The sequence below is a fragment of the Luteipulveratus flavus genome (assembly GCF_029439465.1).
In the GTDB taxonomy this organism is placed as follows: domain Bacteria; phylum Actinomycetota; class Actinomycetes; order Actinomycetales; family Dermatophilaceae; genus Luteipulveratus; species Luteipulveratus flavus.
In genome coordinates, this window is the sequence record NZ_JAROAV010000024.1 from 94,390 (window position 1) to 113,432 (window position 19,043).

A 19,043-nucleotide genomic window follows, 5' to 3' on the forward strand; every position below is an offset into this window, starting at 1 on the left:
GGCGACGCCTGGAGGAGGCGGCCGTGCAGCGCTGAACGACGCCCCAACCCTATAGCGGGGGCGGCACCGGGCCTGCGGGCGGCCAGCGCGTGGACGGCGGCGCGGGTCGCGCGTCCTCAGCTGTCGAGCATGTCGGGGGTGAGGTTGGCGTCGGTGCCGGCGACGCCGAGCTCTTCGGCGCGCTTGTCCGCCATGGCCAGCAGCCGGCGGATGCGTCCGGCGACGGCGTCCTTGGTCATCGGCGGGTCGGCCAGCTGGCCGAGCTCCTCGAGGCTGGCCTGCTTGTGCTTCAGCCGCAGCTGACCCGCCTCGGCCAGGTGGTCCGGGACCTCCTCGGCCAGGATCTCCAGCGCCCGCTCGACCCGCGACCCTGCAGCGACGGCGGCACGCGCCGACCGGCGCAGGTTGGCGTCGTCGAAGTTGGCGAGGCGGTTGGCTGTGGCGCGCACCTCGCGGCGCATCCGGCGCTCCTCCCACTCCAGCACCGAGTCGTGGGCGCCCAGCCGAGTGAGCATCGCGCTGATGGCGTCGCCGTCGCGGATCACGACGCGGTCGACGCCCCGCACCTCACGGGCCTTGGCCTGGATGCCGAGCCGGCGGGCGGCGCCGACCAGGGCGAGAGCGGCCTCGGGACCGGGGCAGGTCAGCTCCAGGGAGGAGGAACGTCCGGGCTCGGTCAGGGAGCCGTGGGCGAGGAAGGCGCCCCGCCACGCGGCCTCCGCGTCGCAGGCCGCACCGTTGACGACCTTCGGCGGCATCCCGCGGACCGGCCGGCCGCGCTGGTCGATGAGGCCGGTCTGGCGCGCCAGCGACTCACCGTCCTGCACCACGCGGACGACGTAGCGGGTGCCCTTGCGCAGGCCGCCGCTGGTCAGCACCATCACCTCGGAGGGATGGCCGTAGACGTCGGCGATGTGCTGCCGGAGACGGCGCGCCGCCTGGGCGGTGTCGAGCTCGGCCTCGATGACGATGCGGCCGCCGACGATGTGCAGGCCGCCCGCGAACCGCAGCACCGCGGCGATCTCGGCCTTGCGGCAGCACGTCTTGGTGACCGTGGTCCTGCTGAGCTCGTCCTTGACCTTCGCCGTCATGGCCATGCGCCCCACCATTCCTCTCGCCGGTTCACGACAACCGGTGCGTCCTCTCCCCCGAGTGCGGCCTTCCCGAACTCTAACCAGTCCGAGGCCTGTTCCTGCTGCTCGCGGCTACTCCATCACGTCGCGGTAGGCGGCGGCCAGGCGGAGGGTGTCGTGCGTTCCGGGCTGGTCCGGATCGGCGACCGCGGCGCGGACCAGCTCGGCGCCCATGGCAGCGGCCGTCTCGCTCAGCTGGTCGTCGTCGCCGTCGATGACCGACGGGTCGGCGAGCACGACGTCCAGGTGCAGGTCGGGGGCGTGGGCGGCCAGCACCTCCAGGTGGTCGGAGGCGCTGAAGCCGCTGGTCTCACCGGTGTTCATCACCATGTTGAGCGTGAGCATCCGTCGGGCGCGGGTGTGCACCAGCGCCTCTCGCAGCTCGGGCACGAGCAGGTGCGGCATCACCGAGGTGAACCACGAGCCCGGCCCGAGGATCACCCAGTCGGCGTCCAGGATCGCCTGGGCCGCCTCCGGGCAGGCGCGGGGCGGGTCGGGGTCGAGGCGGACCGACAGCACCCGGCCGGACGTGGAAGCCACCCGGACCTGCCCGACGACCTCGCTGACCTGGTCGGCCGCGTCCGGGTCGACGCCGAGCACGGACGCGGCGATACGGACCGGCTCGACCGCCATCGGCAGCACTCGGCCGCGCGCGCCGAGCAGCCGGCCGACGAGGTCCAGGCCCGCCACCGGGTCGCCGAGCAGGTCCCACAGCGAGGCGATGATGAGGTTGCCCAGCGCGTGCCCACCGAGGTCGCCCTCGCCCGGGAAGCGGTGCTGCAGCGCGTCGCGCCACTGCAGCCCCCACTCCGAGGTGCTGCACAGAGCGGCAAGGGCCATCCGCAGGTCGCCGGGCGGGAGGATGTCGAACTCCTGCCGCAGCCGCCCGCTCGAGCCGCCGTCGTCCGCGACGGTGACGACCGCGGTGATCCGGTCGGTCACCGGCTGGAGCGCCTGCAGCGAGGCGGCAAGCCCGTGACCGCCACCGAGCGCGGCCACCGCCGGCCGGCGGCCCGCGCCGGGGCGCAGGCCCGCCAGCTCATTCCCGGCCCAGGTCACGATGCACCACCAGGGTGCCCACCTGGGGCACCTCGATCCGGCGGCCCAGCTCCTCGGCGACGGCCACCGAACGGTGCTTGCCGCCCGTGCAACCCACCGCGAGCGTGACGTAGCTGCGCCCCTCGCGCAGGTATCCGGCCGTCATCGGCTCCAGCAGGGCCAGCACCCGCTCGATGAAGTCCGCCGCACCCGGCTGGGCGAGCACGAAGTCCGCGACGACCTGGTCCAGACCGCTGAACGGACGCAGCTCGGGGTTCCAGAACGGGTTGGGCAGGAAGCGCATGTCGAAGACCAGGTCGGCGTCCAGCGGGATGCCGTACTTGAACCCGAACGACATGACGGCGATCCGCAGCGGCGGCCGCTCGTCGGCGCCGACCAGCTCGTGCACCTTGGCGGTGAGCTGGTGGACGTTCAGACCGCTGGTGTCGATCAGCAGGTCGGCGTTGGCGCGCAGGTCGCGCAGCATCTCCCGCTCCCGGACGATGCCGTCGAGCATCCTGCCGTCCTCCTGCAGCGGGTGCGGGCGACGGACCGACTCGAACCGGCGGACCAGCGACTCGTCGGTCGCGTCGACGAAGACGACCGTCGGGCGCCAGCCGTGCTCGCGCAGCCCGTCCAGACCGTCGCGGAAGTCGGCAAAGAACGCCCGGCTGCGTACGTCGACGACGGCAGCGAACCGCGCGCCCGCCTGACCCTCGCGCTCCAGCAGCTCGGCCATCGGCATCAGCATCTGCGGCGGCAGGTTGTCGATGACGTACCAGCCGCGGTCCTCCAGCACGTTCGCCACGGTCGAGCGACCGGCACCGCTCATGCCGGTCACGATCAGCAGCTGGGCCGATCGAGGGCCGGTCGGTTCCGACTCCGACATCACGCGCTCTCCTTGCATCTCACTCGAGGATCTCCCCTGACAGGACGCTCGACCGCTCAGTCGAGGACCTCACCGGTCGTGACGTTGACCGCGGGGGTGCGGTCGGTGTCCTGGCTCAGCGACTCGTGCACCGTACGCGCCAGGGCCGGACCGATGCCCTTCACCGCGGCGATCTCCTCGGCGGTGGCGTTCCGCAGCTTCTTCACCGAGCCGAACTCCTTCAGCAGCGCCTTGCGACGCACCTCGCCGAGCCCGGGGATGTCGTCCAGCGCCGAGGTCGTCATCGCCTTGGAGCGCCGCTGCCGGTGAAAGGTGATCGCGAAGCGGTGCGCCTCGTCGCGCACCCGCTGCAGCAGGTACAGGCCCTCACTGGTGCGTGGCAGCACCACCGGGAACTCGTCGTCGGCCAGCCACACCTCCTCCAGGCGCTTGGCCAGACCGACCACCGCGACGTCGTCGATGCCGAGGCGGTCCAGAGCGCGACGCGCGGCCTGGACCTGCGGCCGTCCGCCGTCGACCACGACCAGCTGCGGTGGGTACGCGAAGCGCTTGGGCTTGCCCGTCTCCTCGTCGATCAGGCCGCCCGCGCTCTCGCCGGCATCCATCTCGACCTCGCCGGAGGTGTCCCGCTCCTCCAGGTAGCGGCGGAACCGACGCGTCAGGACCTCGTCCATCGCCGCGGTGTCGTCCAGCCGCAGCGAGCCGTCGGCCTCCAGCCGACCGCGGACGATGAACCGACGGTACTCGCCCTTGCGCGGCAGACCGTCCTCGAAGACGACCATCGACGCGACCACCTGGGTGCCCTGCACGTGGCTGACGTCGAAGCACTCGACGCGCAGCGGCGCCTGCTCCAGCCCGAGCGACTCCTGCAGCTCCTCCAGGGCCTGGCTGCGGGCCGTCAGGTCACCGGCGCGGGCCACCTTGTGCCGCGCGAGCGACTGGGTGGCGTTGCGGGTGACGGTCTCCATCAGGGTGCGCTTGTCGCCGCGCTGCGGGACCCGCAGGTCGACCAGCGCGCCGCGCACGGTGCTCAGCCACTCCGCGACGCTGTCGGGGTCCGGGGGCAGGACGGGCACGAGCACCTCGCGCGGGACGCCGTCCGGGGACTCGCCGCCGTACACCTGCTGGAGCAGGTGCTCCATCACCTCGGGCAGCCCGACGTCGCCCTCGGACTGGATCTCCACGACCCACCCGCGCTGGCCGCGCACGCGACCGCCGCGGACGTGGAAGACCTGGACGGCCGCCTCGAGCTCGTCGTTGCTGATGCCGAAGACGTCGGCGTCGGTCGCGTCCCCGAGCACGACCGCCGAACGCTCCAGGGCCTTCTGCAGGGCACCGATGTCGTCCCGCAGCCTCGCCGCCTGCTCGAACTCCAGCTCGGCGGAGGCGGTCTTCATCTGCTGCTCCAGGCGCTTGACGAAGCGGCCGGTGCTGCCCGCCATGAAGTCGCAGAAGTCCGCCGCGATCGCCCGGTGCTCCTCCGGGGAGACCCGGCCCACGCACGGGGCGGAGCACTTGTCGATGTACCCCAGCAGGCAGGGCCGGCCGACCTGACCCGCGCGCTTGAACACCCCGCTGCTGCAGGTGCGCAGCGGGAACACCCGCAGGAGCTGGTCGAGCGTCTCGCGGATCGCCCAGGCGTGCGCGTACGGGCCGAAGTAGCGGGTGCCCTTGCGCTTGGCGCCGCGCATCACCTGCGCGCGGGGGAACTCCTCGCCCATCGTGACCGCGAGGTAGGGGTAGGACTTGTCGTCGCGGTACTTGACGTTGAACCGCGGGTCGAACTCCTTGATCCAGGAGTACTCCAGCTGCAGCGCCTCGACCTCGTTGCGGACGACGGTCCACTCGACGCTCGCACCGGTCTGCACCATCGTCCGGGTACGCGGGTGCAGGGCCGCGATGTCCTGGAAGTACGACGACAGCCGGCTGCGCAGGGACTTCGCCTTGCCGACGTAGATGACCCGGCCGTCCTTGTCCCGGAAGCGGTACACCCCCGGGTCGACGGGGATCTCCCCCGGCTTCGGACGGTAGGTCGACGGATCAGCCACGACACCACCTTAGGAACCGGCTCGGACAGCGCGGGACCGGCCGGTCGGAGAACGCCCCGAGCAGCCGGTCCCGCGGCCGGCTCAGCTGATCGTGATCGTGTCGCCGGACAGCGTCGCGGTCTTCGACGGCAGCGGCTTCTTCGCCGGGCCGTCCACGACATCGCCCGTCGCGATGTCGAAAGCGCTTCCGTGACAAGGACACTCGATCTTCTTCGACGCGACCTTGTCCACCGTGCATCCCTCGTGGGTGCACACGGCGCTGAATGCCTTGAACGTGCCCGACTCGGGTTGGGTGACGACGACCTTCTGGTCCTTGTCGATGAATCCCCCGCCCACCGCGACCTTCGAGGCCGGGACGGTGATGCCGCCGCCCGCGGCCGCGCTGCTCGTCGGCGCTGCACTGCTGGCAGCGCTGGACGTCGAGGCGCTGGACGAGCTGCCCTCCGCCGCAGACGTACTGCCCCCGGCGGAGCTGCCGGAGTCGTCGCCGCACGCGGCGAGCCCCGTGGCGGCCGCGAGCGCCATTCCCCCTGCTCCGACGCCACGGACGACGTGGCGCCGGGTCGGTCCGGTCGTGCTGGTCTCGGACTCCGAACTCATCAGATGCCTCCGATGTGTGAGTGATCAACCATTGACGACTTCAACGTACGGGCCGCTCGGGCCGTTCCAGGGGTTCCGCGCTCACCGTTCCTCGCCGTGCCCCGGCTGGCCCCGAGCGGTCACTCGTCGCGGCGCACCCCGCCCCCGGGCCTGCCACGAGTACCCCGAGCGGTCAGTCGTCGCGCGCCACCCCACCCCGGGCACGCCACCAGCGCGCCGAGCGGTCAGTCGTCGCGTCGTGGGCGGGAAACGCGTGCTCAGGACTCGCCGGCGGCCTTGCGGGGCGTGCGGGTGGACTTCGTGGCGGGCGTCCGCTTCGCTGCCGTCTTCTTGGCCGTCGTCCGCTTCGCCGTACCGGGCTTGGCCGCCTTGGCCGACGCGGCCACCGACTTCTTCGTCGAGGCCCTCTTGCGCGCAGCGTCGGTGTCACCGCTCGCCAAGGTCTTGCTGGCGGTGGCCTTCCCCGTGGTGCGCACGGCTGCGGCCGGTGCCCGACGGGTGCTCGAGGGTCGAGCCGCGCCGGCGGCCTTGGCCAGGACCGGTGCGAGGAACCGCCCGGTGTGGCTCGTCGTGTCGGCCGCGATCTCCTCCGGGGTGCCTTCGGCGACCACGGTGCCGCCGCCGTTGCCGCCCTCCGGGCCCATGTCGACGATCCAGTCCGCGCTCTTGATCACGTCGAGGTTGTGCTCGATGACGATGACGGTGTTGCCCTTGTCCACCAGTCCCTGCAGCACGCCCAGCAGCTTGCGGATGTCCTCGAAGTGCAGACCGGTGGTGGGCTCGTCCAGGACGTACACCGTCCGGCCGGTCGAGCGCTTCTGCAGCTCGGCCGCGAGCTTGACCCGCTGAGCCTCGCCGCCGGAGAGGGTCGGCGCCGGCTGCCCGAGGCGGACGTAGCCGAGCCCGACCTCGTTGAGGGTCCGCATGTGCCGGGCGATCGCCGGCACCGCGGCGAAGAACTCCGCGGCCTCCTCGATCGGCATGTCGAGGACGTCGGAGATCGTCTTCCCCTTGAAGTGCACCTCGAGCGTCTCCCGGTTGTACCGGGCTCCGTGGCACACCTCGCACGGGACGTACACGTCCGGCAGGAAGTTCATCTCGATCTTGATCGTGCCGTCACCGCTGCAGGCCTCGCAGCGGCCGCCCTTGACGTTGAACGAGAACCGGCCCGGCTGGTAGCCGCGGACCTTCGCCTCGGTCGTCTCGGCGAACAGGCGCCGGACGTGGTCGAAGACCCCGGTGTAGGTCGCCGGGTTGCTCCGCGGCGTCCGACCGATCGGGCTCTGGTCGACGTGCACCACCTTGTCGAGCTCGCCCAGGCCGTCGACCGTGCGGTGCCGCCCGGGGACGTGCCGCGCGCCGTTGAGCTGGTTGGCGAGGACCCGGTAGAGGATGTCGTTGACCAGGGTCGACTTGCCCGAGCCGGAGACGCCGGTCACCGCGACGAGGTTGCCGAGCGGGAAGCCGACGTCGACGTTCTTGAGGTTGTGCTCCCGCGCGCCGCGGACGGTGACGACGCGGCCGTCCTGCGGGCGACGCACCGCCGGGGTCTCGATCTCGCGGCGACCCGAGAGGTAGGCACCGGTGATCGAGTCCGCGTGGTCCAGCAGCCCCTTGACCGGTCCGCAGTAGACGACGTCTCCGCCGTGCTCGCCCGCGCCCGGGCCGATGTCGACGACCCAGTCCGCGGTCGCGATGGTGTCCTCGTCGTGCTCGACCACGATCAGGGTGTTGCCGAGGTCCCGCAACCGGGACAGCGTCTCGATCAGCCGATGGTTGTCCCGCTGGTGCAGACCGATGGAGGGCTCGTCCAGGACGTACAGGACCCCGACCAGCCCGGACCCGATCTGCGTCGCGAGCCGGATCCGCTGTGCCTCGCCGCCGGACAGCGTCCCCGCCGGCCGGTCCAGCGACAGGTAGTCCAGCCCGACGTCGAGCAGGAAGCCCAGCCGGGCGTTGATCTCCACGATCACCCGCTCGGCGATGGCGCGCTCGCGGGCGCTCAGCTCGACGTGGTTGAGGAACGTCGCCGACTCCGAGATCGGCAACGCACAGACCTGCGCGATCGACTGACCGCCGATCGTCACCGCCAGGGACTCCGGCTTCAGCCGGGCGCCCTTGCAGACCGGGCACGGGACCTCGCGCATGTAGCCCTCGTACCGCTCCCGGCTCCAGTCCGACTCGGTCTCGGCGTGCCGACGCTTGACGAAGGTGATGACGCCCTCGAAGCCGGTGGAGTAGCTGCGCTCCCGGCCGTACCTGCTGCGGTAGCGGACGTGCACCTTGTGGTTCTGCCCGTGCAGCAGGGCCTGCTTGGCCCGGTCCGGCAGGGAGTGCCACGGCTGGTCGAGGGTGAACTTCAGGTCCTCGGCCAGCGCGCCGATCACCCGCATGAAGTAGTCGTTGGTGCCCTGGCCCTGCGCCCACGGCAGGATCGCGCCCTCGGAGATCGACTTGTCCTCGTCCGGGACGACCAGCTCGGGGTCGACCTCGAGCTCGGTGCCGATGCCGGTGCAGGAGGGGCAGGCGCCGAACGGGGAGTTGAACGAGAACGACCGCGGCTCGATCTCGTCCATGCTCAGCGGGTGGTCGTTCGGGCAGGCCATCTTCTCGGAGAAGCGGCGCTCGCGAGCGGGGTCGTCCTCGTCGAGGTCGACCATCTCGATGACCAGCACGCCCGAGGCCAGGCCTAGCGCGGTCTCGACCGAGTCGGTCAGCCGCTGCTTGCCGCCGGCGTCGCTGCCCTTGGCGACCAGCCGGTCGACGACCACGTCGATGGTGTGCTTCTTCTGCTTCTCCAGCTTCGGCGGGTCGCTGAGGGTGATCACCTCACCGTCGACGCGGGCCCGGGAGAAGCCCTTGGCCTGCAGCTCACCGAACAGGTCGACGTACTCGCCCTTGCGAGCGCGCACGACCGGCGCGAGCACCTGGAAGCGGGTGCGCTCGGGCAGCTCCAGCAGCTGGTCGACGATCTGCTGCGGGGTCTGGCGACCGACCGGCTCGCCGCAGACGGGGCAGTGCGGCCGGCCGGCGCGGGCGAACAGGAGCCGCAGGTAGTCGTACACCTCGGTGATGGTGCCGACGGTCGAGCGCGGGTTGCGGTTGGTCGACTTCTGGTCGATCGACACCGCCGGGGACAGGCCCTCGATGAAGTCGACGTCCGGCTTGTCCATCTGCCCCAGGAACTGGCGGGCGTACGCCGACAGGGACTCGACGTACCGTCGCTGGCCCTCGGCGAAGATCGTGTCGAACGCGAGAGAGGACTTGCCGGACCCGGAGAGGCCGGTGAACACGATGAGACTGTCCCGCGGGATGTCCACCGAGATGTTCCTCAGGTTGTGCTCGCGGGCCCCGCGGACGCGCAGATGATCGCGGGTCGAGGGCGCGCCGACGGTGCCGGAGGTCGAGGGAGATGCCACGACGACCATGCTATGCGCCGCCACCGACAGCCCCTGCGGGCATGCTCACGCGTGCCCGTAGGCGCCGCGGTCCTAGGCTCGGACCATGACCGATCCGGACTCCACCTACAACGCGGGCGCGTCGGTGCCCCCGCGCGTCCCGATCGAGGAGTACGCCGTCATCGGCGACACCGAGACGGCGGCGCTGATCAGCCGCGCCGGCTCGCTGGACTGGCTGTGCATCCCGCGGTTCGACTCGCCGTCCTGCTTCAGTGCGCTCCTCGGTACCCCGGAGCACGGGCGCTGGCTGATCGGACCGGTCGATGAGGCCCGCAGCACCCGGGCCTACCGCGGCAGCTCCTGCATCCTGGAGACGGTCCACGAGACCGACACCGGCCGGGTACGGGTGACCGACCTGATGCCGCTGGGTGACGGTCGCGCGGACATCGTCCGGGTGGTCGAGGGCCTCGAGGGCGAGGTCGAGATGCAGCACGAGTGGATCGTGCGGTTCACCTACGGCAAGGTCCGTCCCTGGGTGTCCCACCACCCCGGCCACGAGCGGGACGACGAGGTCATCGTCGCCATCGCCGGCCCGGACATGCTCCTGCTGCGCGGCCAGCGGCTCCCGGTGGCCTCGGACGGGCACCACCGCGACCAGTGGACGGTGCGCGCCGGCGACCGGGTGCAGTTCAGCCTCAGCTGGTTCGCGTCGTGGAAGGAGGTGCCGCCACCCCTGGACATCCCGTCCCGGATCGAGGCGACCTACCAGAAGTCGGCCGACTGGGCTGCCCGCTGCACCTACGACGGGCCGTACCGCGACGCGGTCGTCCGGTCCCTGCTCATCCTGCGGCTGCTCACCGACACCCGTCGTGGCGGCATCGTCGCCGCCGCCACCACGAGCCTGCCCGAGGACTTCGGCGGCGAGCGCAACTGGGACTACCGGTACTGCTGGCTGCGGGACGCCTCGCTCACCCTCGAGGCGCTGCTGGCGGTGGGGTACGTCGGCGCCACCAAGCTGTGGCGCGACTGGCTCGTGCGTGCCCTCGCCGGTGATCCCGAGGACATGCAGATCATGTACGCCGTCGACGGCGGCCGCGAGCTGCCCGAGCGGGAGCTGGCCCACCTCCCCGGCTACGCCGACTCCCGGCCGGTCCGGGTCGGCAACGGCGCGGTCGACCAGAAGCAGACGGACGTGCTGGGCGAGGTCATGATCGCGCTGGAGAACGCGCGCGGGCAGGGTCTGAAGGAGACCTCGCAGAGCTGGGCCGTACAGCGGGCGCTGGTCGAGGACCTGGTCAAGCACTGGGACGAGCCGGACAACGGGCTGTGGGAGATCCGCGGCCCGCTGCGCCACTTCACGCACTCCCGGGTGATGGTCTGGGCGGCGTTCGACCGCGCGATCCGGGCGGTCGAGCAGCACGGGTACGAGGGACCGGTCGACCGCTGGCGCGAGGTGCGCGACGCGGTCCGGCAGGAGATCCTGGACAAGGGCTTCGACCGGGCGAAGAACACCTTCACCCAGCACTACGACACCACGGAGGTGGACGCCTCCCTCCTGCTGATCCCGCTCGTCGGGTTCCTGCCCGCTGACGACCCGCGCGTCCGCGGCACCGTCGCCGCCGTCGAGAACGACCTGATGCGCGACGGGCTGCTGCTGCGCTACCGCACCGAGAGCGGTGTCGACGGGCTGAGCGGCGACGAGCACCCGTTCCTCGCCTGCTCGTTCTGGCTGGTCGCCGCGTACGCCGTCACCGGCGAGCTCGAGAAGGCCCGGGAGCTGATGGACCGCCTGGTCGGGCTGGCCAACGACGTCGGCCTGCTGGCGGAGGAGTACGACCCCAAGGAGCAGCGGATGGTGGGCAACTACCCACAGGCGTTCTCCCACCTGACCTTGATCAACGCCGCTGTCCACCTCGCCCAGGCCGAGGCCGCCGCTCGAGCAGGAGCCGACGATGACCGCTGACCTCCCGGACCACCCCTCGGCCGTCGCCACCCCGGAGGCGCTGGAACGCGAGACGGGACGCCTGCGTGACACCGTGGGCCGGCTGACGCCCGACGACCTCGTCGGTCCGTCGCTGTGCACGGGCTGGAGCCGGGGGCACGTCGTCAGCCACCTCACCGCGAACGCGCTCGGGCTCGCCGACGTCGTCCGCTCGGCCGTGGACGGCGCCGACACGACCATGTACGCGAGCGAGGCCGCCCGCGACGCCGACATCGAGGCAGGCGCAGGCCGCAGCCCGGCGGAGCACCTGGACCGGCTGACGACCGCCTCGCGCGAGCTCGCGGGCCTGCTGTCCCGGCTGACCCCCGCGCACGACGACGCGACCTGCGAGCGGACCCCCGGCGGCGTCACCGTCCTGGTTCGCGCCGTCCCGTTCCTGCGGCTGCGTGAGGTGGCCTACCACCACGTGGACCTGCTGCACGGCTTCGCCTTCGCCGACCTGGACGACCGGACCTGCGCGGCGTTCCTCGGCCATGAGCTGAAGGGCCTCGCGGCCGCGGACGCACCACCGGACCTGGTCGTCGCGGCCGAGGGGTACGCGCCCGTACGACTCGAAGCGGGCGGCGTCACGGTCAGCGGCGCGGCCCCCGCCCTGCTCGGCTGGCTGACGCGCGGGCTCACCGACGGCGTCACCTCCGACGCCGGCGACCTTCCCCACCGACCGGAGGCCTGAGCATGAGCGCGTACGACGGTCACGTCGAGCCCGGCGGTCCGACCGCCGTCCGCGAGCTGGAGCACGCCGTCATCCGCAAGGCGGCGGTGTCGGAGATGAACAACAACGTCTACCTGATCACCTGCCGGTCCACCGGCGAGCAGCTGCTCGTCGACGCCGCGGACGACCCGGCGCGGATCTCGCGGCTGGTCGACGAGGGCTCCGGCCGGCTCGACGCCCTCGTCACGACTCATCAGCACTGGGACCACGTCCGGGCGCTGGAGGAGGTCCTGCGGTCCACGGGTGCGACGTCGTACGCCGGCTCCGACGACGCTGGTGCCCTGCCCGTCGCGCCCGACGTACGGCTGGACGACGGCGACGTCGTCCGGGTCGGCGAGCTCACGCTCTCGGTGATCCACCTGCGCGGGCACACCCCCGGCGGCGTCGGGCTCGCCTACGACGACCGAGCGGGTCACACCCACCTCTTCACCGGCGACAGCCTCTTCCCCGGTGGGGTCGGCGCCACGAGCCGATACCCGTACCAGTCGTTCCCCCAGCTCATCGACGACGTCGAGCACAAGGTGTTCGACCGGTTCGACGACCGCACCTGGTTCTACCCGGGTCACGGGGACGACGGGACGCTCGGGGCCGAACGGCCGTCCCTGGCCTCCTGGCGTGCTCGGGGCTGGTAGCCCACCCCACGCGTCCCGGTCGGCACCGCCCCTGGTGTGATGACTCGGTGCACGAATCCCTCACCACTCCCCGGGCCGGTCGCGTCGTCGTACCGGTAACCGTGCTCTGGCGCTCCCCCGACGTACCCCGCGGCGTGGACGCCACGATGCTCGCCGACGCACCCGACCAGGCACGCTGGCTCGCCGAGATGGACGCGGCCGCGGACCGGGCCGACAGCCGGTGGGGCCTGGACGAGCGCATCGACTCCCAGCTCGTGGACGGCGAGCCCGTCATCGTCCTGGAGGAGCAGCAGGGATGGCTGCGCGTCGCCGCCCCGTGGCAGCCGCACCACGCCGACGCGCGCGGCTACCCCGGCTGGGTGCGCGCGGCGCACGTGCGGACCGCCGATCCGTCGGACCCGTCCTTCGACCGCCTCCCGCCCTGCGCGCCGGCGACGCCCGCCGACGTGGTCGAGACGGCACGGCGGTACGTCGGGCTGCCGTACCTGTGGGGCGGGGTGTCCCCGACGGCGCTCGACTGCTCGGGCCTGGTCCACCTCGCCTGCCGCGCCCACGGCGTCGTGGTCCCGCGCGACGGCGGCGACCAGTCCGACGCGAGCGACCCCGTCCACGCGGGCAGCGAGCAGGTCGGCGACCTGTACTTCTTCGCCCACCCCGGCCGGCTGATCCACCACGTCGGCTTCGTGACCGGTCCGGGACGGATGCTGCACGCTCCGGGGACGGGCACGACCGTCGTCGACGAGCCGCTCCCCCGAGACCGCCAGGAGACCCTGGTCGCGATCGGTCGCATCCGCGGGCTGTCGCGCTGAGGCGCACCCAGCCACCCGCCGCCGAGCGACCATGACACCGAGGGCCCGGCCGGCGGTCCCCGCACCGACGCTCGTCCTGGTGGCGATCGCGTCGGTGCAGCTCGGCGGTGCGCTCGCGGCGACGCTGCTCCCGGCCATCGGCGTGACCGGGTCGGTGACGCTGCGCATCCTCGTCGCTGCGGTGATCCTGCTCGTCGTCGCCCGGCCGGACCTGCGCTCGCGCAGCCGGCACGACTGGATCACCGTCGGCTCGTACGCCGCGTGCCTCGGCCTGATGAACCTCGCCTTCTACGCGGCGCTGGAGCGGCTGCCCATCGGCGTCACCGTCACGATCGAGTTCGTCGGGCCGCTCACCCTCGCCGCGTTCACCTCACGCCGGCGCTGGGACGTCCTCGCGGTCGTGGCCGCCGCGTTCGGCGTCGTCCTGGTCTCGGGCGCGCTCGACACCAGCTGGAGCGACCTGGATCTCGTCGGGATCGCCCTCGCGCTCCTCGCCGGAGCGTGCTGGGCGGGGTACATCGTGACCAGCGCCCGGACGGGCGCCCGCTTCGCGGGGCTGGACGGCATCGCCATCGCCATGCTGCTCGCGACCGTGGTCATCGCGCCGTTCGGTGTGGTCCACGCGGGAACCGACCTGCTCGACGGGGCGGTGCTGCTCAAGGGCGCCGGCATCGCGCTGCTGTCGTCGGTGGTGCCGTACTCCCTGGAGCTCGTGGCGCTGCGAACGCTGCACGCCAACGTCTTCGGGATCCTCCTCAGCCTCGAGCCGGCGGCCGCGGCACTCGCCGGCCTCGTCGTCCTCGGACAGTCCCTCACTCCCCTGCGCCTGGTCGGCATGGCCCTGGTCGTGCTCGCCAGCGGGGTCGTGCTCGGGACCCGGCGGACGACCGCCGCACCCGAGGGATGAGACGACGCCGGCCGCAGCACGGGCAGAGCTGCGACCGGCGTCAGAGGGCCGTGCTCAGACGGACAGCGACGAGCGGTCGTCGTGGCGCGACTTGGCCAGGCTCGCGACCGCGGTGATCCCGAGGACACCGACGATCACCACCAGCGACAACCAGATCGGGATGTCCGGCACGGCGTGGATGGGCTGGCCGCCGTTGATGAACGGCAGGTTGTTCTCGTGCAGGGCGTGCATGATCAGCTTGACGCCGATGAACGCCAGCAGCACCGACAGACCGATGCTGAGGTAGACGAGCTTCTTGAGCAGGCCGCCGATGAGGAAGTACAGCTGGCGCAGACCCATCAGCGCGAAGATGTTGGCCATCAGGACCAGGAAAGGCTCCTTGGTCAGACCGAAGATCGCGGGGATCGAGTCGAGGGCGAAGAGCAGGTCGGTCGTCCCCAGCGCGAGGATCACGATGGCGAACGGCGTCAGCACCTTCTTGCCGGCCTCGACCGTGCGCAGCCGCACGCCGGCGTCCCAGGACTGGGTGACCGGGAAGCGCGCCTCGACGAACTTCATCAGGCGGTTCTCCTCGTACTCCTCGTCCGCGTCGCCGTTCTCGCTCGCGAGGTTGTACGCGGTGTAGATGAGGAACGCGCCGAAGATGTAGAAGATCCAGGCGAACTGGTTGATGGCCACGGCGCCGACGGCGATGAAGATCCCGCGCAGGACCAGGGCGATGATGATGCCGACCATCAACGCCTCCTGCTGGAACTTCGCCGGCACGTTGAAGCGCGCCATGATGATCAGGAAGACGAAGAGGTTGTCGATCGAGAGCGAGTACTCGGTCAACCAGCCGGCGAAGAACTCCCCCGCGTAGCGACCTCCGGAGAAGTACCAGACGCCGAGGCCGAAGAGCACGGCCAGCCCGACGAAGAAGATGAGCGCGGTGGACGTCTCACGGTTGGAGGGGACGTGGGGGCGACGTCCGATGATGAAGACGTCGGCGAGCAGGATCGCGGCGGTGGAACCGACGACGACGATCCAGACCCAGGGTTCTACATGCATGGGCAACAGCCTTCCGGGCACGGCAACAGTGACCGGAGGTCTCTCCCGCCCTGCTCGGGCGAGCAACCCCGGGCTGCTGGCCGTGCTGACGGGGGTGCGCTTGGGGGATACTCCCCTCCGCCGATCAGTTTCTCAGATGGCCGGGGCTGATGGCGAATGCGGGTCCGGTCGGTCAGGCGGACTCGGACATCAGGGCGGGCGTCCGGTCGACGCCGAGGCGACCGGTGCGCTCGGCCCAGCGCTCGAAGATCACCGTGCAGAAGGGCGGGATCGAGCTGAGGAGCGCCAGGGCGGTCGTCCGGACGTCCCAGCGTGCCGAGCGCGCCACCCACAGCGAGACGAGCACGTACGCGACGAAGATCGTGCCGTGGATGGGGCCGAACACCTTGACGCCGCCCTCACCGGCCTGCGCGATCCACTTGAAGTACATCCCGATCAGCAGACCGAGCCAGGAGAGCGCCTCGGCGAAGGCGACGATGCGGAAGACGGTGCGGTGCCGGGCACGCGGCGATGAGGTCGAGGTCGTCACGACTACACATCGTAGTAGGCGACCGGCGGGCGGTGCGCGCCGGACGGTCGTCGCGGCGACCTGATCGCCGCGCACGGCCTAGCGGGTCGCCTCCTGCATCTGCCGCAGCTCCTTCTTGAGGTCGCCGAGCTCGTCCCGCAGCCGGGCGGCCAGCTCGAAGTGCAGGTCGGCGGCCGCCTGGTGCATCTGCGTCGTGAGCTCCTGGATCAGGTTGGCCAGGTCGCTGGCGGGCATGTCGTCGAGCCGGCCGGAGGCCACACCGGCGTCCGCCTGGACCTGACCGGCTCCCCTGCCACGTCCGCCGCTCTTGCCGCGCGACTGGCTGCGCCCGGAACCCATCAGCGTGTCGGTGTCGGCGTCCTCCCGCTGGAGCATGTCGGTGATGTCGGCGATCTTCTTGCGCAGCGGCTGCGGGTCGATGCCCTTCTCCAGGTTGTACGCCAGCTGCTTCTCGCGCCGGCGCTGGGTCTCGTCGATCGCCTCCTGCATCGAGGGCGTCACCGAGTCGGCGTACATGTGCACCTGGCCGGAGACGTTGCGCGCCGCACGTCCGATGGTCTGGATCAGCGAGCGGGCCGACCGCAGGAAGCCCTCCTTGTCGGCGTCCAGGATCGACACCAGGGACACCTCCGGGAGATCCAGGCCCTCGCGCAGCAGGTTGATGCCGACGAGGACGTCGAACTCGCCGAGCCGCAGCTCGCGCAGCAGCTCGACGCGCCGCAGCGTGTCGACCTCGGAGTGCAGGTACCGGACCCGGACGTCCTTCTCCAGCAGGTAGTCGGTGAGGTCCTCGGCCATCTTCTTGGTCAGCGTGGTGACCAGCACCCGCTCGTCCCGCTCGGCGCGCTCGCGGATCTCGTGCAGCAGGTCGTCGATCTGGCCCTTGGTCGGCTTCAGGACGACCTCGGGGTCGACCAGACCGGTCGGGCGGATGACCTGCTCGACGTAGCCGTCGGACTTGGCCAGCTCGTAGTCGCCCGGCGTCGCCGACAGGTACACGGTCTGACCGATCCGCTCCAGGAACTCCTCCCACTTCAGCGGGCGGTTGTCCATCGCCGACGGCAGCCGGAAGCCGTGGTCGACCAGGGTGCGCTTGCGCGACATGTCGCCCTCGTACATCGCGCCGATCTGCGGGACGGTCTGGTGCGACTCGTCGAGGACCAGCAGGAAGTCCTCGGGGAAGTAGTCGAGCAGGCAGTTCGGCGCCGTGCCGGGACCGCGGCCGTCGATGTGGCGGCTGTAGTTCTCGATGCCCGAGCACGAGCCCACCTGGCGCATCATCTCGATGTCGTAGGTGGTGCGCATCCGCAGCCGCTGCGCCTCCAGCATCTTGCCCTGGCGCTCGAACGTCGCCAGCTGCTGCTCCAGCTCGCTCTCGATGCCCGCGATCGCGCGCTCCATCCGCTGCGGCCCGGCGACGTAGTGGGAGGCCGGGAAGACGTACATCTCCTGCTCCTCGTTCACCACCTCGCCGCTGAGCGGGTGCAGCGTGTAGATGCGCTCGATCTCGTCGCCGAAGAACTCGATCCGGATCGCGAGCTCCTCGTAGACCGGGATGATCTCCACGGTGTCCCCGCGCACCCGGAACGTGCCGCGAGTGAAGGCCAGGTCGTTGCGGGTGTACTGCATCTGCACGAACCGGCGCAGCAGGTCGTCGCGCTCGATCTGCTGGCCCACCTTGAGCTGGACCATCCGGTCGACGTACTCCTGCGGGGTGCCCAGACCGTAGATGCAGGACACCGACGCGACCACGATCGCGTCGCGGCGGGTCAGCAGCGAGTTGGTCGCGCTGTGGCGCAGCCGCTCGACCTCGTCGTTGATCGAGGAGTCCTTCTCGATGTAGGTGTCCGTCTGCGGGACGTACGCCTCGGGCTGGTAGTAGTCGTAGTAGGAGACGAAGTACTCGACGGCGTTGTTCGGCAGCAGCTCGCGGAACTCGTTGGCCAGCTGCGCGGCGAGCGTCTTGTTGGGCGCCATCACCAGGGTCGGCCGCTGCACCTGCTCGATCAGCCACGCGGTGGTCGCCGACTTGCCCGTACCCGTCGCACCCAGCAGCACGATGTCCTGCTCACCCGCCTGCACCCGCCGGGTCAGGTCGGCGATCGCGGTCGGCTGGTCACCGCTCGGGCTGTACTCCGACACCACCTCGAACGGAGCCACCCGGCGCTGCAGGTCAGTCGTGGGACGCATACGTCAACGGTAGACGCTGCCACCGACAGTCCCACCAGGGTCAGGGCACGCGGTGGGTCCACTCCGGTGTACCGAACTTCTCCTCGACCAGCCGCGCAGCCTCGGTCAGCTCGGCCTCGGTGTACGCGGAGTCGTGCGTGGCGTACATCCCGCGGAAGGTGTCCAGGAAGGAGGACATGATCGCCTCGCGGGACAGGCCGGTCTGGCTGCGCATCGGGTCGACCCGCTTGTTGGCCGACTTCGTGCCCTTGTCCGACATCTTCTCCCGGCCGATCCGCAGCACCTCGAGCATCTTGTCGGCATCGATGTCGTACGCCATCGTCACGTGGTGCAGGACCGCGCCCGAGGCGAACCGCTTCTGCGCGGCGCCGGCGATCTTGCCCTTGTCCGAGGCGATGTCGTTGAGCGGGACGTAGCGCGCGTTGACGCCGACCTCGGCGAGTGCGGCGATCACCCACTCGTCCAGGAAGGCGTACGAGCGCTCGAAGGACAGGCCCTCGACCATCGAGCTCGGCACGACGAGGGAGTAGGTGATGCAGTTGCCCGGCTCCATGAACATCGCGCCGCCGCCGGACACCCGCCGCACCACCCCGATGTCGTGGCGAGCCGCGCCGTCGGCGTCGATCTCGTTGCGGTACGACTGGAACGAGCCGATCACCACCAGCGGGGAGTCCCAGTCCCAGAACCGCAGCGTCGGCGGCCGGTCACCGCGGGCCACCTCCTGGGCGATGACCTCGTCGAGCGCAACGTGCATGACCGGCGCCATGGCCCGTGCCGAGATGACGTCGAAGGTGTGGTCGGCCCACCCCGTCGCTCGCCCGAGCGCCCGGCGTACGGCCACGCCCACCGCCGCGGGCGAGAATCCGATGAGGGACACCGAGTCGTCCAGCGCGCCGGTGATCGCCGAGGCGAGCTGGTCGACGGAGGCGTCCTCCGGCATCCCCACCAGTGCGGCGTCGATGTCCTCCAGCGCCTCGTCGGGCTCGAGGAAGAAGTCTCCCGAGACGGACACCTTCGACAGCCGGCCGCCGGCCACCTCGACGTCGACCGCCACGAGCTTGCCGCCGGGGACCTTGTACTCGCCTCGCATGACCCGACCGTACGCCGTT

The 19,043-nt window shown here is 71.1% G+C and carries 15 protein-coding genes; 5 read left to right on the forward strand and 10 right to left on the reverse strand.

The features are described from left to right. Positions 1-116 precede the first annotated feature (116 nt). The 6 genes from whiA to uvrA form a co-directional block, all read right to left on the reverse strand. Positions 117-1,097 carry a DNA-binding protein WhiA gene (whiA, locus tag P4R38_RS07370; RefSeq protein ID WP_275236966.1) on the reverse strand — a complete coding sequence of 327 codons (981 nt, stop codon included), beginning with the start codon at positions 1,095-1,097 and terminating at the stop codon, positions 117-119. A gap of 108 nt (positions 1,098-1,205) precedes the next feature. After that, complete coding sequence (locus P4R38_RS07375; protein WP_275236967.1) at positions 1,206-2,192, reverse strand: gluconeogenesis factor YvcK family protein; 987 nt, start codon at positions 2,190-2,192, stop codon at positions 1,206-1,208. After that, the gene (gene rapZ / locus P4R38_RS07380) at positions 2,173-3,060 is read right to left on the reverse strand and encodes an RNase adapter RapZ (protein ID WP_275236968.1); all 888 of its coding nucleotides are present in this window, start codon (positions 3,058-3,060) and stop codon (positions 2,173-2,175) included. The genes P4R38_RS07375 and rapZ overlap by 20 nt, the downstream gene beginning before the upstream one ends. A 56-nt stretch (positions 3,061-3,116) precedes the next feature. Beyond that, positions 3,117-5,108 carry an excinuclease ABC subunit UvrC gene (uvrC, locus tag P4R38_RS07385; protein WP_275236969.1) on the reverse strand — a complete coding sequence of 664 codons (1,992 nt, stop codon included), beginning with the start codon at positions 5,106-5,108 and terminating at the stop codon, positions 3,117-3,119. Between the two features lie 81 nt (positions 5,109-5,189). Continuing rightward, positions 5,190-5,708 (reverse strand): QcrA and Rieske domain-containing protein, encoded by a 519-nt coding sequence (locus P4R38_RS07390; protein WP_275236971.1) that lies wholly within the window; start codon positions 5,706-5,708, stop codon positions 5,190-5,192. Between the two features lie 257 nt (positions 5,709-5,965). Continuing rightward, the gene (gene uvrA, locus P4R38_RS07395) at positions 5,966-9,136 is read right to left on the reverse strand and encodes an excinuclease ABC subunit UvrA (protein ID WP_277191820.1); all 3,171 of its coding nucleotides are present in this window, start codon (positions 9,134-9,136) and stop codon (positions 5,966-5,968) included. A 76-nt stretch (positions 9,137-9,212) separates the two neighbouring features. On the opposite strand from uvrA, the gene P4R38_RS07400 reads away from it, so the two are divergent. Genes P4R38_RS07400 through P4R38_RS07420 form a run of 5 tightly spaced genes read left to right on the forward strand, consistent with a single transcriptional unit; the run spans position 9,213 to position 14,168 of the window. Then, positions 9,213-11,069: a glycoside hydrolase family 15 protein gene (locus P4R38_RS07400; protein ID WP_277191655.1), complete on the forward strand. Its 1,857-nt coding sequence runs from the start codon at positions 9,213-9,215 to the stop codon at positions 11,067-11,069. Next, a complete protein-coding gene (locus P4R38_RS07405) occupies positions 11,059-11,781 on the forward strand; it encodes a maleylpyruvate isomerase N-terminal domain-containing protein (protein WP_277191657.1) in 723 nt (240 codons plus the stop codon). Before P4R38_RS07400 ends, P4R38_RS07405 begins: the two co-directional genes overlap by 11 nt. 2 nt (positions 11,782-11,783) lie before the next feature. After that, the gene (locus tag P4R38_RS07410; RefSeq protein WP_277191658.1) at positions 11,784-12,452 is read left to right on the forward strand and encodes an MBL fold metallo-hydrolase; all 669 of its coding nucleotides are present in this window, start codon (positions 11,784-11,786) and stop codon (positions 12,450-12,452) included. Between the two features lie 47 nt (positions 12,453-12,499). Beyond that, complete coding sequence (locus P4R38_RS07415) at positions 12,500-13,261, forward strand: C40 family peptidase (protein WP_277191660.1); 762 nt, start codon at positions 12,500-12,502, stop codon at positions 13,259-13,261. Positions 13,262-13,292: 31 nt separating this feature from the next. Next, positions 13,293-14,168, forward strand: coding sequence for an EamA family transporter (locus P4R38_RS07420; protein ID WP_277191661.1), 876 nt, complete (start codon positions 13,293-13,295; stop codon positions 14,166-14,168). Positions 14,169-14,222: 54 nt separating this feature from the next. Here the strand turns inward: P4R38_RS07420 and P4R38_RS07425 are convergent, their stop codons facing one another. From P4R38_RS07425 to P4R38_RS07440, 4 genes are all read right to left on the reverse strand, one after another. After that, the gene (locus P4R38_RS07425) at positions 14,223-15,215 is read right to left on the reverse strand and encodes a TerC family protein (protein ID WP_277191662.1); all 993 of its coding nucleotides are present in this window, start codon (positions 15,213-15,215) and stop codon (positions 14,223-14,225) included. 172 nt (positions 15,216-15,387) lie between these two features. Beyond that, complete coding sequence (locus P4R38_RS07430) at positions 15,388-15,744, reverse strand: DUF3817 domain-containing protein (RefSeq protein ID WP_277191663.1); 357 nt, start codon at positions 15,742-15,744, stop codon at positions 15,388-15,390. 78 nt (positions 15,745-15,822) lie between these two features. Further along, positions 15,823-17,934: an excinuclease ABC subunit UvrB gene (gene uvrB / locus P4R38_RS07435; RefSeq protein WP_277191665.1), complete on the reverse strand. Its 2,112-nt coding sequence runs from the start codon at positions 17,932-17,934 to the stop codon at positions 15,823-15,825. Between the two features lie 40 nt (positions 17,935-17,974). Further along, positions 17,975-19,024, reverse strand: a complete 1,050-nt coding sequence (locus P4R38_RS07440) for a lipoate--protein ligase family protein (RefSeq protein ID WP_277191666.1) — start codon at positions 19,022-19,024, stop codon at positions 17,975-17,977. Positions 19,025-19,043 lie beyond the last annotated feature (19 nt).

What these genes read in the sequence shown, in the direction of transcription:
- uvrB (WP_277191665.1), bottom strand. Translation starts at nt 17,934, where the DNA reads ATGCGTCCCACGACTGACCTGCAGCGCCGGGTGGCTCCGTTCGAGGTG.
- P4R38_RS07410 (WP_277191658.1), top strand. Translation starts at nt 11,784, where the DNA reads ATGAGCGCGTACGACGGTCACGTCGAGCCCGGCGGTCCGACCGCCGTC.
- rapZ (WP_275236968.1), bottom strand. Translation starts at nt 3,060, where the DNA reads ATGTCGGAGTCGGAACCGACCGGCCCTCGATCGGCCCAGCTGCTGATC.
- P4R38_RS07440 (WP_277191666.1), bottom strand. Translation starts at nt 19,024, where the DNA reads ATGCGAGGCGAGTACAAGGTCCCCGGCGGCAAGCTCGTGGCGGTCGAC.
- P4R38_RS07405 (WP_277191657.1), top strand. Translation starts at nt 11,059, where the DNA reads ATGACCGCTGACCTCCCGGACCACCCCTCGGCCGTCGCCACCCCGGAG.
- P4R38_RS07420 (WP_277191661.1), top strand. Translation starts at nt 13,293, where the DNA reads ATGACACCGAGGGCCCGGCCGGCGGTCCCCGCACCGACGCTCGTCCTG.
- whiA (WP_275236966.1), bottom strand. Translation starts at nt 1,097, where the DNA reads ATGGCCATGACGGCGAAGGTCAAGGACGAGCTCAGCAGGACCACGGTC.
- P4R38_RS07400 (WP_277191655.1), top strand. Translation starts at nt 9,213, where the DNA reads ATGACCGATCCGGACTCCACCTACAACGCGGGCGCGTCGGTGCCCCCG.
- P4R38_RS07425 (WP_277191662.1), bottom strand. Translation starts at nt 15,215, where the DNA reads ATGCATGTAGAACCCTGGGTCTGGATCGTCGTCGTCGGTTCCACCGCC.
- P4R38_RS07390 (WP_275236971.1), bottom strand. Translation starts at nt 5,708, where the DNA reads ATGAGTTCGGAGTCCGAGACCAGCACGACCGGACCGACCCGGCGCCAC.
- uvrA (WP_277191820.1), bottom strand. Translation starts at nt 9,136, where the DNA reads ATGGTCGTCGTGGCATCTCCCTCGACCTCCGGCACCGTCGGCGCGCCC.